At 71.1% G+C, this 12,673-nt stretch carries 13 protein-coding genes; 7 read left to right on the top strand and 6 right to left on the bottom strand.

Annotated elements, in window-relative coordinates; genetic code table 11:
- Positions 1-5: 5 nt before the first annotated feature.
- Together cobT and AORI_RS49425 are read left to right on the top strand one after the other, a co-directional pair.
- Positions 6-1,019, top strand: a complete 1,014-nt coding sequence (cobT, locus tag AORI_RS49430; RefSeq protein WP_016332079.1) for a nicotinate-nucleotide--dimethylbenzimidazole phosphoribosyltransferase — start codon at positions 6-8, stop codon at positions 1,017-1,019.
- Positions 1,016-1,762: an adenosylcobinamide-GDP ribazoletransferase gene (locus tag AORI_RS49425; RefSeq protein ID WP_016332078.1), complete on the top strand. Its 747-nt coding sequence runs from the start codon at positions 1,016-1,018 to the stop codon at positions 1,760-1,762. The genes cobT and AORI_RS49425 overlap by 4 nt, the downstream gene beginning before the upstream one ends.
- A gap of 250 nt (positions 1,763-2,012) precedes the next feature.
- On the opposite strand, the gene AORI_RS49420 is transcribed toward AORI_RS49425, so the two are convergent.
- Both AORI_RS49420 and AORI_RS49415 read right to left on the bottom strand, forming a co-directional pair.
- Entirely contained in the window at positions 2,013-2,633 is a 621-nt protein-coding gene (locus tag AORI_RS49420) for a hypothetical protein (RefSeq protein WP_016332077.1), read from the bottom strand.
- Between the two features lie 125 nt (positions 2,634-2,758).
- Positions 2,759-3,151, bottom strand: a complete 393-nt coding sequence (locus tag AORI_RS49415) for a MerR family transcriptional regulator (RefSeq protein WP_016332076.1) — start codon at positions 3,149-3,151, stop codon at positions 2,759-2,761.
- 64 nt (positions 3,152-3,215) lie between these two features.
- Between AORI_RS49415 and AORI_RS49410 the strand changes: the two genes are divergently transcribed.
- On the top strand, positions 3,216-4,088 hold the full coding sequence (locus AORI_RS49410; RefSeq protein WP_016332075.1) for an NAD(P)-dependent oxidoreductase: 873 nt from the start codon (positions 3,216-3,218) through the stop codon (positions 4,086-4,088).
- Here AORI_RS49410 and cobC read toward each other — a convergent pair.
- The 4 genes from cobC to AORI_RS49390 are packed head-to-tail and all read right to left on the bottom strand — an operon-like array spanning position 4,061 to position 8,964.
- The gene (cobC, locus tag AORI_RS49405; RefSeq protein ID WP_016332074.1) at positions 4,061-5,074 is read right to left on the bottom strand and encodes an Rv2231c family histidinol phosphate aminotransferase CobC; all 1,014 of its coding nucleotides are present in this window, start codon (positions 5,072-5,074) and stop codon (positions 4,061-4,063) included. The two genes, AORI_RS49410 and cobC, sit on opposite strands and share 28 nt — an antisense overlap.
- Positions 5,067-6,401 (bottom strand): cobyrinic acid a,c-diamide synthase CobB, encoded by a 1,335-nt coding sequence (locus AORI_RS49400; RefSeq protein WP_016332073.1) that lies wholly within the window; start codon positions 6,399-6,401, stop codon positions 5,067-5,069. Before AORI_RS49400 ends, cobC begins: the two co-directional genes overlap by 8 nt.
- Positions 6,395-7,009, bottom strand: a complete 615-nt coding sequence (gene cobO / locus AORI_RS49395; RefSeq protein ID WP_016332072.1) for a cob(I)yrinic acid a,c-diamide adenosyltransferase — start codon at positions 7,007-7,009, stop codon at positions 6,395-6,397. The genes AORI_RS49400 and cobO overlap by 7 nt, the downstream gene beginning before the upstream one ends.
- Positions 7,009-8,964, bottom strand: coding sequence for a putative cobaltochelatase (locus tag AORI_RS49390; protein WP_016332071.1), 1,956 nt, complete (start codon positions 8,962-8,964; stop codon positions 7,009-7,011). Before AORI_RS49390 ends, cobO begins: the two co-directional genes overlap by 1 nt.
- A 61-nt stretch (positions 8,965-9,025) precedes the next feature.
- Here AORI_RS49390 and AORI_RS49385 point away from each other — a divergent pair, with 61 nt between their 5' ends.
- From AORI_RS49385 to AORI_RS49370, 4 genes are read left to right on the top strand one after another with little or no spacing between them, the layout of a single operon-like run.
- Positions 9,026-10,165 (top strand): bifunctional cobalt-precorrin-7 (C(5))-methyltransferase/cobalt-precorrin-6B (C(15))-methyltransferase, encoded by a 1,140-nt coding sequence (locus tag AORI_RS49385; protein WP_016332070.1) that lies wholly within the window; start codon positions 9,026-9,028, stop codon positions 10,163-10,165.
- A complete protein-coding gene (gene cobM, locus AORI_RS49380; protein WP_016332069.1) occupies positions 10,162-10,923 on the top strand; it encodes a precorrin-4 C(11)-methyltransferase in 762 nt (253 codons plus the stop codon). Before AORI_RS49385 ends, cobM begins: the two co-directional genes overlap by 4 nt.
- Positions 10,920-11,915: a Gfo/Idh/MocA family protein gene (locus tag AORI_RS49375; protein WP_016332068.1), complete on the top strand. Its 996-nt coding sequence runs from the start codon at positions 10,920-10,922 to the stop codon at positions 11,913-11,915. The genes cobM and AORI_RS49375 overlap by 4 nt, the downstream gene beginning before the upstream one ends.
- A complete protein-coding gene (locus AORI_RS49370) occupies positions 11,912-12,655 on the top strand; it encodes a cobalt-precorrin-6A reductase (protein WP_016332067.1) in 744 nt (247 codons plus the stop codon). Before AORI_RS49375 ends, AORI_RS49370 begins: the two co-directional genes overlap by 4 nt.
- The last annotated feature ends 18 nt before the right edge of the window (positions 12,656-12,673 follow it).

Below are 12,673 nucleotides of genomic sequence, written 5' to 3'. Positions count from 1 at the left end.
GTCCTATGCGTATCGCCACCCCGGACGCCGCCGCCGAAGCCGCCGCGCGCGCCAGACTGGACGGTCTGGTCAAGCCGCTCGGTTCCCTCGGACGGCTCGAAGACCTGGCCGCGTGGCTCAGCGCGGCACACGGTGCCGTCCCGCCGCGGCCGCTCGACGACGTCCGGGTCGTCGTCTTCGCCGGGGACCACGGGGTTTCCGGGATGTCGGCGTATCCGCGCGAGGTGACCGCGGCGATGGTCCGGGTGTTCCTCGCCGGGAAGAGCGGCGTCAGCGTGCTGGCCGGGCTGGCCGGGGCGAAGGTGCGCGTGCTGGACATCGCCGTGGACTGGGACGGCGCGGACGTGCCCGCGGAGGTCACCGCGCACAAGGTCCGGCGGGGTTCCGGCGCGATCGACGTCGAGGACGCGCTCGCCGAGGGCGAGGCGCGGGCGGCGTTCGAGCACGGGCTGGCGATCGCGGACGAGGAGATCGACGGCGGCGCGGATCTGCTCGTCCCCGGCGACATGGGGATCGGCAACACGACGATCTGCGCGGCCGTGGTCGCCTCGCTGCTCGGCCTGCTCCCGGAAGACGTCGTCGGCACGGGCACCGGGATCGACGAGGACGGGCGCGCGCGGAAGCTCGCGGTCGTCGAGGCCGCGTTGATCAGGGCCGGTGCGGTGAAAGACCCCTTCGCGTTGCTGACCTCGCTCGGCAGCGCCTGTCTCGCCGCGACGGCGGGCTTTCTCGTGCAGGCGGCGGTCCGCGGGGTGCCCGTGCTGCTCGACGGCGTGTTCTCCGGGGCCGCGGCGCTCGTCGCCCGCGAGATCGCGCCGGGGGCGGAGCGGTGGTGGCTGGCCGGGCACCGTTCGACCGAGCCGTCGCAGGCGTACGCGTTGAAGGCGCTTGACCTGGAGCCGATCCTCGACCTCGGGCTGAGGCTGGGCGAGGGCAGTGGTGCGGTTCAGGCGGTCCCGGTGCTGAGGGCGGCGCGGGCGATCCTCGCGGACATGGGTCTGCTGGCGGATCTGGCTTGATCGCCGACGCGCTGAAGATGGCCGTCGGCACCCTGACCACGGTCCGGGTGCCGACGCCGGGAGTGATCGACCGGCGGGTGGCGGGCGGGGCGATGGTGCTCGGCCCGCTGGCCGTCGTGCCGCTCGCGGCCGTCGCCGCGGTGATCGTGTTCCTGGGTGAGCTGATCGGCCTGCCCGCATTCGCGTCGGCGGCGCTCGCGCTGGGCGCGGTGGCGCTCGGCAGCCGCGGGCTCCATCTCGACGGGCTCGCCGACACGGCCGACGGGCTCGGCGCGTCGTACGACCGCGCGCGGGCGCTGGAAGTCATGCGGCGCGGGGATTCCGGGCCGACCGGGATCGCGACCCTGGTGCTGGTGCTGCTCGTCCAGGCCGGTGCGCTGGCCGGGGCGATCTCGGCCGGGCACGGGATCGCGGCGGCCGCGGTCGCGGTCATCGCCGGACGCGGGGTGCTGTCGCTGTGCTGTGCGCGCGGTGTCCCGTCGGCCCGGCCGGAAGGGCTGGGCGCGACCGTCGCCGGTTCGGTGCCGGTGTGGGCGGCGGCCGTGGTCTTCGCCGTACTGGCGGGCGCGGCGGCACTGGTGCTGCCGTGGTGGCAAGGGTTGATCGCCGTGGCGCTGGGTTACCTGGCCGCGTCGGCGCTGCTGGCGCGGTGCGTTCAGCGGCTGGGCGGGGTGACCGGGGACGTGCTCGGGGGTTGCGTCGAGGTCGCCGTCGCGGGGGCCTTGCTGGCTTCGTCGTTCTGAGGAGCCGCCAGTTTCTCGTCGATCTCCGGCAGGCCGACTGCGGATGCTGCGAAAGTGGCCTTCGCGACATTGGAGAACAGGCGCCTGGTCGGGCGTTGTCTCAGAGCCTGGTCTCCCCCGCGACGATGTAGGAATCGGGACACTCAACGTCCCAATTCCTACATCGTCAACTCCGACGCCCACGCAACCATCGTCCTCGTGCGGGTCAGGCGCAGGCAGGTAATACCGATCCGTTCTGAAGCGACCCCGGTCAAGCGGGCTTGTCCGTCGCCAGTTTCTCGTCGATCTCCGGCAGCCAGAAGCACAGTTCGAGGGTCTTCATCCCGGCCCAGAGGCCGAGCTTGCGGCCCTGGGAAACCAAAGTGAGCGAAGCGGACAACAGCAGCGCGGCGATCACGGCGGCGACGAACGGGTGCTTGCCCGCGAAGATGTCGACGATCGCCGCGACGGCGCCGAACAGCAGCGGCGGCGCGCAGTTGCGCACCTTGAGCCCGGACGCGCGCAGCCGCGTGACGTCGGCCGCGACCTCCTTGTCGTGCAGTTGCAGCGCGCATAGCAAGAGATGCGTGTTCTCCTTCAGGAACGCGCGCCCCTCGGCCGTGGGCATCCGGCGCACGAACTCCGCGGCCGCGTCCCGGTTCCGCCTGCGCGGCACGATCCGCTCCAGCGCTTCCCCGAGCGGATAGGCCAGATAGCCCAGCAGGAAGCTGAGCACCACGATCACGACGACCAGCACCACGGTCGGCACGCCGCCGATGCTCGCCGCCGTCAGGATGTGGAGCTTCGCCCCGAGATAGCCGAAGAACGCGACGTACAGCGCGCCGGGGATGGTGTAGGCGAAGAGATCGAAGACGCCGATCACGAAGTTCACCGGTTCATCCAACCACTTCGAGGGCCTGGTTGGTCGTAAGTGTTTCGGGTCGTTCCAACGACACTGGCCACTCACGACCCCCTGTACCGAACACGCCACATTGCCTTACTTCTCCATGACCGCCCTTACCGCTCACGAGCCAGTGCCTCGGCGACTTCGTCGGCATGCGGGACGGTCGCCGCGATGATGCCGTCCAGCACCTTCCGCGTCGCCGTCATCTCGTCGATCGCCGCGGTGATCCGGTCCCGCTCCCGGTACAGCTCGGGCAGCAGATCGACGCAGGCGGGCGCCAGGCCGTCCCCCAGATCGACCATGCACGGCAGCACGCCGGCGATGGTCGCGGTGCCCAGCCCCGCGGACAGCAGGGTGCGGATGTTGCGCACCCGCGCGACATCCGCTTCCGAATATTCGCGGTAACCACTCGGCCTTCGCACCGGATGCAGGAGGCCCTGTTCCTCGTAATAGCGGAGCAACCGTTCCCGCACGCCCGTCCGCCGCACCAGCTCACCGATCCGCATGAGAACAACCATTACACGATCAGGAGTTGACTCTCACATCGATGAGAGACTTTAGCCTTGCCCCATGACCGATCAGAACCTCCCGGTGACCGTCGCCGGGCTCGGCCCGATGGGCTCCGCGCTCGCCGCCGCCCTGCTCGACCGCGGTCACGACGTGACCGTGTGGAACCGCTCCCCCGGCAAGGCCGCCCCCTTGGTGGCGAAAGGCGCGCGGCAGGCGGACGACATCGTGGACGCGGTGTCCGCGAGCCGTCTGCTCGTGGTCTGCCTCGCCGACTACGACGCGCTTTACTCCGCGCTCGGCCCCGCGCGGGAAGCCTTGCGCGGCCGCGTAGTGGTGAACCTGAATTCCGGCACGCCGAAGGAGGCGAACGAAGCTCTCCGATGGGCCGAGCGACACGGAACGGGCTATCTCGACGGCGCCATCATGGTTCCCCCCGCGATGGTCGGCCACCCCGGCTCGGTCTTCCTCTACAGCGGTTCCGCCGAGGTTTTCGAGGAATACAAGGAGACATTGGCCGGTCTGGGTGATCCGGTCCATCTCGGCACGGAAGCCGGCCTCGCCGTGCTGTACAACACCGCGTTGCTGAGCATGATGTACTCGTCGATGAACGGTTTCCTCCACGCCGCCGCGCTGGTCGGCAGTGCCGGGGTCCCGGCGGCCGAATTCACGAAGCTCGCCGTCGACTGGTTCCTGCCCGCGGTGATCGGACAGATCATCAAGGCGGAGGCGCCCACCATCGACGAAGGCGTGTACCCCGGTGACGCCGGTTCGCTGGAAATGAACGTCACGACACTGAAGCACATCATCGGAACCAGCCAGGAGCAGGGCGTCGACACCGAGATCCCGGTCCGCAACAAGGAACTTCTGGACCGGGCCGTCGCCGCCGGGTTCGGCGAGAGCAGCTATTACTCGGTGATCGAACTGTGGAGGTGAGCCAGGAAAGCGTCCACCGTCTCCCGGTCCCGCACCGCGATCCGCAGGTACCGCGCGTCCAGCCCCGGGAAGGTGTCCCCACGCCGGACGGCGAACCCGTGCTCCCGCAACCGTTCCCGGACGACATCGGCATCAGGGAGCCGCACGAGCACGAAAGGCCCCCGGGGCTCCCCCAGCACCTCGACACCCAACGCACTCAAGCCCGAGACCAGGTACTCCCGATCCGCTTCCGCCGCCACGGCCAGTTTCTCGGCTTCCTCCAGCGCCGCGGGACGGCAACACGCCGCCACGGCGACGGCGGCCAGCGACGACACCGACCACGGGGGCTGGACGGCGCGCAAACGGTCCACAATGGACTCGTCCGCCAGGACGTACCCGGCACGCAGCCCAGCGATCCCCCACGTCTTCGTCAGGCTGCGGAGGACGACGAAACCCGGTTGTCCCGCAACGCTTTCGGTCTCGCCGGGGACGGCGTCGAGGAAGGCCTCGTCGACGACGACCAAGCGATCCGGGCGGCCCAGCGCGAGCAGGTCCGCGGCCGGATGCAGCACGGAGGTGGGGTTCGTGGGGTTCCCGACGAAGACCAGATCGGCTTCTTCCGGCACGTCGCCCAGCCGGAAGCCGTCGTCGGGCGACAGCACCACCCGGTGCACGGCGTGGCCGGCCGCGCGGAGGGCGGCTTCGGGTTCGGTGAACTGCGGGTGCACGACCACCGCGTACGACGGCCGCAACGCCGTGGCCAGCAACGTGAACGCCTCGGCCGCGCCGGAGGTCACCAGCACCCGGGATTCGGGCAGCGAGTGCCGGGCGGCGACCGCGGCCCTCGCGGCGGTGACGTCCGGATAGGCGGCCAGATCGTCCAGTGCCGCCGCCAGTTCGGCGCGCAGCCAGGCGGGCGGTGCAGGCAGGCGGACATTGACCGCCAGATCGACGAGACCTTCGCCGACCTCGCGATCGCCGTGGTGCCAGAGGTCGTAGTCAGCCATGGGCGCGCACCGCGGCGGCGAACCGCTCGGCGAGTTCGGGGTACCCCGCCCAGTGGACGTGCAGATACGACGCGTGCAGGGACGCCGACGCGAAGCCGTCCGGAGTGCGGTCCCAGCCCCAGGCCGGGGTCGGGCCGCTGCCGGGTTCGATGATCGTGCGGTGGAACTCGTGCCCGGTGACGCGTTGCCCGGCGACCGCGAGCACACTGTCGGCGGGCGAGAAAGCCTTGCGGTACCCAAGTTTTCCGCGTTTCGTCATGGTGGCCGACGCGTCGAGGACGCCGGTCATCGGCGTCCCGTCGATGTCCCGGCACAGGTACAACAATCCCGCGCATTCGGCCACGACGGGCATTCCGTCGCCGACGGCTCGCGCGATCGCCGTCCGGAGCGGCAGATTCGCCGACAGCTCTTCGGCGTGCACCTCGGGGAAGCCGCCGCCGAAGTACAACCCGGCGCAGCCTTCGGGAAGTTCCTTGTCCTGCAAGGGATCCACGTCGACGACGTCGACCCCGGCGGCGGCGAGCAGTTCGACGGCCTCGGTGTAGCGGAAGGTGAACGCGGGGCCCGCCGCGGCGGCGACCACCGTACGGCGTCCGTCATACGAGAACGGAGGCTGCCAAGGCTCTCCCGAAAGCCGGGAAGCCGACCGCGCCACCTGCACGATCGCGCCAAGGTCCACGCCCTCGCTGATCCAGGCGGCCAGCTCCGGCAGCAGCCGTTCCGACTCGCTCGCCCGTTCGGCCGCCGGGACCAGGCCGAGGTGACGGCTGGGCGCGTGGATCTCTTCGTTGCGGTACAACGTTCCCAGCAGCGGGACGCCGGTCGCCTCCAGCGCGGTGACGATCTCGTCCGCGTGCCGCTGCGAGCCCAGCTTGTTGAGGATGACACCGGCCAGCCGGACGCGGGTGTCGTACTGCGCGAATCCGAGCACGGTCGCGGCGACACTGCGCGACGCTGCCGACGCGTCCACGACGAGCACCACCGGAGCGTCCAGCAGCCGGGCGACGTGCGCGGTCGACGCGTACCCCTCGGTGCCGAGTGCCCCGTCGAACAGGCCCATCACGCCTTCGATGACCGCGATGTCGGCACCCGCGGAACCGTGCCGCAGCAACGGGATCAGCCGGTCCTCGCCTTGGAGGAACGGGTCGAGGTTGCGCGGCGGCGCTCCGGTGGCCAGCGCGTGGTAGCTCGGGTCGATGAAGTCGGGCCCGACCTTGTGCCCGGACACCTTCAGTCCCCGCGCGCGCAACGCCGCCATCAGGCCCGCGGCGATCGTGGTCTTGCCGTGCCCGGAGCCGGGCGCGGCGATGACCACGCGGTTCACCATTCGATGCCTCGCTGGCCCTTTTGCCCGGCGTCCATCGGATGCTTCACCTTCGTCATCTCGGTGACCAGGTCCGCCGCCTCGATCAGCTCCGGCGGCGCGTACCGGCCGGTGATCACCACGTGCTGGTGACCGGGACGCCCGGTCAGCGTCGATACGACGTCGTCCACTTCGAGCCAGCCCCATTTGAGCAGGTAGCTGAACTCGTCGAGGACGTAGAAGTCGTGGGTCTCGGCGGCGAGACGGCGTTTGATCTCGGCCCAGCCCTCACGCGCGTTCTCGGCGTGGTCTTCCTCGGAACCGGATTTACGCGCCCAGCTCCAGCCTTCGCCCATCTTGTGCCACTCGACGGCGCCGCCCTGGCCGGTGTCCTCGTGCAGCTTGCCCAGCGCGCGGAACGCGGCTTCCTCGCCGACGCGCCATTTCGCCGACTTCACGAACTGGAACACGCCGATCGACCAGCCCTGGTTCCACGCGCGCAGCGCCATCCCGAACGCGGCGGTGGACTTGCCCTTCATCTCGCCGGTGTGCACGGCGAGCAGCGGGCGGTTGCGCCGCTGGCGGGTGGTGAGACCGTCGTTCGGCACCGTTTCCGGTTTGCCCTGTGGCATTACGCCGCCTTTCCGGAGATACGGCTGCGGACGGCGCCCGCGAGGGTGTCGGCGGCGACTTCGGCGACCGGAACGTGTTCCGCGCCAAGGTGGTCCGCCAGTTCGGCGGCGAGCCCGAGGCGCATCTTCCCGCTCTCGCAGTCCATCACGACCGAGGTCACGGTCCCGGCCAGCAGCCCGGCCGCCTGACGGGCACGCTGGACGGCGTCGGCTCCGCTGGTCGCACGGCCGTCGGTGACGACGACGAGCAGCGGGCGCCGCAACGGATCACGGACCGCCTCGATACGCAGAACCCTTGCCGCTTCGAGAAGTCCTTCCGCCAGCGGTGTCCGGCCGCCGGTCGCGAGACCGTCCAAACGGGACGCCGCGGCGTCCACACTGATCGTGGGCGGGAGCGCGAGTTCGGCGCCCGAGGCGCGGAAGGTCACCAGGCCCACCTTGTCGCGGCGCTGGTACGCGTCGAGCAGCAGCGACAGCACGGCGGTCTTGACCTCGTGCATCCGCTGCCGCGCGCCCATCGAGCCGGACGCGTCGACGCAGAACAGCACCAGGTTGCCCTCGCGCCCTTCCCTCCGCGCGAACCGCAGATCCTGAGGCCGCACCACGAGTCCGGCGCCGCTGCGGCCGCGGGAACGCTGATGCGGCGCGGCCGCGCGCACGGTCGCGAGCAGATGCGGATGCCCGTCCTTGGTCCCGGCGGGCTGGACGCCGATGGTCCGTCCGTTGTCGGTGATCGCCCGCGACCGCCGTCCGGCCGCGCCCTCACCGGTGCCCTTCACCTCGAAACGCCTGGCACGGAAGGCTTCCCCGGCGCCGACCGGCTTCTGGTCGCCGCCACTCCCGCCACCTGACGGCTCCTGGCCACCTTGCGAGGGCGGCGGGGCGTCTCCGCCCTCAGGAGGGGCACCGGAACCGGGACCGTCGTCGTCGGGGCCGGGGCCTTCCGGTTCGGCGTCCTGCAACGCCTGCTCCAGCTGCTCCTCGGAGATCCCGGGCGCGTCGAAGGGATTGCGGCGACGGCGGTGCGGCAGCGCGAGCCGGGCCGCGACCCGGACGTCGTCGGTGGTCACCTCGGTACGCCCGGCCCAGGCGGCGTGCGCGACCGCGGTCCGCGCGGTCACGATGTCCGCGCGCATCCCGTCGACCTCGAACGACGCGCAGACCTCCGCGATCTGCCGCAGCGCTTCGTCCGGCAGTTTGACCGACGGCAGAAGTCGTTGCGCCGCCTCGATGTCCGCGGCGAGTTCGGCGTCGGCCGCGGCGTACTGGCCGGCGAAACCGTCGGGGTCCGCCTCGTAGGCGAGCCGCCGCCGGACGACCTCGACCCGCAGTTCGGGATCCCGGCTGGACGCGACCTCGACGGTGAGCCCGAAGCGGTCCAGCAACTGCGGCCGCAGCTCGCCTTCCTCGGGGTTCATCGTGCCGATCAGGACGAACCGGGCCGCGTGCGACACCGAAACACCCTCGCGTTCGACGGTCGCGCGGCCCATGGCGGCGGCGTCGAGCAGCGTGTCGACCAGGTGGTCGTGCAGGAGGTTGACCTCGTCCACGTACAGCAGCCCGCGATGCGCGGCCGCGAGCAGGCCGGGCTGGAAATCGGTGACGCCGTCGGCGAGCGCGCGTTCCAGGTTCAGCGAGCCGATCACGCGGTCTTCGGCCGCGCCGACCGGCAGTTCCACCAGCCGCGCGGGACGGCGGTGGGCGGGCGAGCCCTCCGCGTGCGGGCCGTCCGGGCAGGCCGGATCGGGCTCGACGGGGTCACAGGAGAACCGGCACGCGTCCACGACGTCGACGCCGGGCAGCAGCCCCGCCAGCGCGCGCACCATGGTGGATTTCGCCGTGCCCTTCTCACCGCGCACCAGCACCCCGCCGACAGCGGGCGAGATGGAGGAAAGCACCAGCGCCAGGCGCAGATCCGGCATCCCCACAACGGCGGTGAACGGGTACGGCTTCACAGCACTCCCTCATCCTCGACGACCTCCGGCCGATCATCGCATAGGAATTCCGTCATCTAACGTGACCGAGGTGCGCGAAAAATCACCCCTGACGGTCGTCGGGATCGGGGCCGACGGCTGGTCCGGCCTGTCCTCGCAGGCCAGGGAAGCGGTCCTGAACGCCGACGTGGTCGTAGGCGCTCCGCGTCAGCTCGCGTACCTGCCCGCCGGGATGAAATCCGAGCCCTGGCCGAGCCCGCTGTTGCCCGCTCTGGACGGTTTCCTCGCCGAGCGCGAGGGCCGCGTCTGCGTGCTGGCCAGCGGCGATCCGCTGCTCTCCGGCATCGGCACGACGCTGATCCAGCGCGGCTACGACGTCGAGGTCCTGCCCGCGCTCTCCTCGGTGACGCTCGCCCGCGCGCGGCTCGGCTGGGCGGCGGAGGAGACCGAGGTGGTGACCGTCGTCGGCCGCGCGATCGCCAGGGTGAGCCGCGCGCTCGCGCCCGGGCGGAGGATCCTCGTCCTCGGCGCGAACGCCGAAGACCTGCTCGACCTGCTCAAAGCCCGCGGTTACGGCAAGAGCCGCGTCACCGCGCTGTCCGATCTCGGCGGCCCCGGCGAACGCGTCGGCCCCGGCTCGCTGACCGTGTTCGCCATCGAGGCCGACGGTCCCGCGCTGCCGCTGACCGGGCTGCCGGACGACGTCTTCGAGCACGACGGCCAGCTCACCAAACGCGACCTCCGCGCCTCCGCGCTGGCCAGGCTCGCGCCGTCGCCCGGCGAACTGCTGTGGGACGTCGGCGGGGGCGCGGGCAGCGTCGGGATCGAGTGGTCCCGGCTGCATCCGCTGAACCGGGCGATCGCGATCGAGCGGTCGCCGGAGCGGGCCGCCAGGATCACCCGGAACGCGGACGCGCTCGGCGTCCCGGAACTCGATGTAATGATCGGCGCGGCGCCGGAAGCCCTCGACGGGCTGGCCACCCCGCAAGCGATCTTCATCGGCGGCGGAGTGACCGTGCCCGGTGTCCTGGACGCCTGCCTGGCGACCGGCGCGCGGATCGTCGCGCACGGCGTGACCCTCGAGTCTGAACAGGCCCTGGCCCGCGCGTACGGCGAACACGGCGGGGAACTGATCCGCGTCGCCGTCGAACAGGCCGCGCCGCTCGGCGGATTCACCGGCTGGACCCCGGCGCGAGCCGTGACCCAATGGAGCAAGTCGTGACTGTCCACTTCATCGGCGCCGGTCCGGGCGCGGCCGACCTCATCACCGTGCGAGGCCGTGACCTGCTCGCCCGCTGCGAAACCTGCCTGTACCCCGGCAGCATGACGCCCACGGCGCTCTTGGCGTACTGCCCTTCCGAGGCCGTGCTCGTCGACACCGCGAACCTCGACCTGCCCGCGATCGTCGAGCGCATGGTCGAGGCGCACGGGAAGGGCCACGAGATCGCGCGGCTGTGCTCGGGCGATCCGTCGATCTACAGCGCGGTCGCCGAGCAGATGCGCCGCCTCGACGCGGCAGGTGTTCCGTACGACGTCACGCCGGGCGTCCCCGCGTTCGCCGCCGCGGCCGCGCTGCTCAACCGCGAACTGACCGTGCCCGAGGTCGGGCAGAGCCTGGTCATCACGCGGGCCCAGGCCCGGTCCACGGCCATGCCGCCGGGGGAAACGCTGGCGAACTTCGCGCGCACCGGCACCACGCTCGCGCTGCATCTGGCGATCAACCGCATCGAGCAGGTAGTCGACGAACTGCGGCCGTTCTATCGCGAAGACTGCCCGGCCGCGGTGGTCGCGCTGGCGAGCCAGCCGGGTGAGCAGGTGCTGCGCGGCACGCTCGGCACCATCGCCGCGCAGTCCCGCGAGGCCGGGATCACCCGCGCCGCGATGATCTTCGTCGGGGAAGTCCTTGCCGCGGAAGGCTTTCCCGACAGTTTCCTGTATTCGGCCACCCGTGACCGCGCTAGCCAACCGGAGTCGCTGTGAAGAGCCTTCGCTGGGGCCTGCTGGCCGCCGGGACCATCGCCGCCGAGTTCGCGGCGGGCGTCGAAGAGAGCAAGCACGGAGTGCTCGAAGCGGTCGCCGCGCGATCCGGTGACCGGGCGGCCGAGTTCGCGAGCCGCTTCGAGATCCCGAAATGCTACGGCGCCTACGAGGATCTGCTCGCCGATCCGGACGTCGACGCGATCTACATCTCGACGCCGCATCCGCTGCACGGCGAATGGGCGATCCGCGCGGCCGAGGCGGGCAAGCACATCCTGTGCGAGAAACCGCTGACGATGTCCGTCGCCGAAGCCGAGAAGGTCATCGAAGCCGCCCGCGCCAACGACGTCTTCCTCATGGAGGCGTTCATGTACCGGCTGCATCCGCAGATCCGGCGGCTGGCCGAGCTGATCTCCTGCGGTGCCATCGGCGAGGTCCGCGCCGTGGACGTCGCCTTCAGCTACAACTTCGCCGTTCCCCGGCTCACCGATCCCGCGCTGGGCGGCGGCGGGATCTTCGACGTCGGCTGCTACTGCACTTCACTCTCGCGGCTGGTCTCGCAGGCGGCGACCGGGCAGGACGTCGTCGAGCCCGAAGAGGTGCTCGGGATGGCGAGGCTCGACGAGAACGGCGTCGACGAGGTCGCGTTCGGGCTGCTGCGGCTGCCGGGCGGGATCCTCGCGCAGCTGGCCTGCGGTTTCCAGCTCACGCAGGACGACCACATCCGCGTGTACGGCTCGGAAGGGCAGCTGTACGTGCCGAAACCGGCGTGGATCCACGAAATGCGCAAGCCGAAGACGTCGCAGATCGTGCTCACGCCGGAAGGCGGGGAGCCCGAGGTGATCGAAGTCGAAGCGACACAAGGCCTTTTCGCCCGCGAAGCCGACCACGTCGCCACCCACCTCGAAGACCGCCAGGCGCCTGAACTCACCTGGGCGGAGACGCTCGCGAACCTGCGCACGCTGGAGCGGTGGCGCGAGGCTGTGGCCCGATGAAGCTGCTGATCCTGGGCGGCACCGGCGAAGCACGCGAGCTCGCGAAGGAACTGGTGGCGCGCGGCGAGCACGTCGTGTCGTCGCTCGCGGGCCGCGTCGCACGCCCGAAGCTGCCTCACGGCGAGACCCGCGTCGGGGGCTTCGGCGGTCCGGAAGGGCTCGCGCGCTGGCTGACCGAGAACGACGTCGACGCGGTGATCGACGCCACGCATCCCTTCGCCGAACGCATCGGCTCGAACGCGGCCATCGCGGCGCGGGAAACGGGTACACCGCTGCTCAGGCTGGCCAGGCCCGGCTGGACCGAGCAGCCCGGCGACACCTGGCACTGGGCCGACGACCTCGACCACGCCGCGCGGCTGCTCCCGGCGCTCGGCGGACGCGTGTTCCTCACCAGCGGGCGGCAGGGCCTCGCCGCGTTCGCCGGGCTCGATCTCTGGTTCCTGATCCGCTGCGTCGACCCGCCCGAAGCCCCGCTCCCCCGCCGTCACGAAATCCTGCTGGACCGAGGGCCGTACACGGTGGAGAAGGAACGCGCGCTCATGGAGCGCCACCGCGTCGAGGTCCTCGTCACCAAGGACAGCGGTGGCTCGATGACCGCGGCGAAGCTCACCGCGGCCCGCGGACTCGGCCTTCCGGTGATCGTCGTGCGGCGGCCGCATCGGCCGGAAACGGCCAGCGTAACGACAGTTCAGGGCGCTATAACCTGGCTCGGCACCGAGACGAAGGGCAGCCCTGCGTAAGCCGTTCGGACCAGACCC

It is taken from the genome of Amycolatopsis keratiniphila, assembly GCF_000400635.2.
Lineage (GTDB): Bacteria > Actinomycetota > Actinomycetes > Mycobacteriales > Pseudonocardiaceae > Amycolatopsis > Amycolatopsis keratiniphila.
This window is presented reverse-complemented; position numbering and strand designations above follow the sequence as displayed.

What these genes read in the sequence shown, in the direction of transcription:
- AORI_RS49370 (WP_016332067.1), top strand. Translation starts at nt 11,912, where the DNA reads ATGAAGCTGCTGATCCTGGGCGGCACCGGCGAAGCACGCGAGCTCGCG.
- AORI_RS49410 (WP_016332075.1), top strand. Translation starts at nt 3,216, where the DNA reads ATGACCGATCAGAACCTCCCGGTGACCGTCGCCGGGCTCGGCCCGATG.
- cobO (WP_016332072.1), bottom strand. Translation starts at nt 7,009, where the DNA reads ATGCCACAGGGCAAACCGGAAACGGTGCCGAACGACGGTCTCACCACC.
- AORI_RS49400 (WP_016332073.1), bottom strand. Translation starts at nt 6,401, where the DNA reads ATGGTGAACCGCGTGGTCATCGCCGCGCCCGGCTCCGGGCACGGCAAG.
- AORI_RS49415 (WP_016332076.1), bottom strand. Translation starts at nt 3,151, where the DNA reads ATGCGGATCGGTGAGCTGGTGCGGCGGACGGGCGTGCGGGAACGGTTG.
- cobC (WP_016332074.1), bottom strand. Translation starts at nt 5,074, where the DNA reads ATGGCTGACTACGACCTCTGGCACCACGGCGATCGCGAGGTCGGCGAA.
- cobT (WP_016332079.1), top strand. Translation starts at nt 6, where the DNA reads ATGCGTATCGCCACCCCGGACGCCGCCGCCGAAGCCGCCGCGCGCGCC.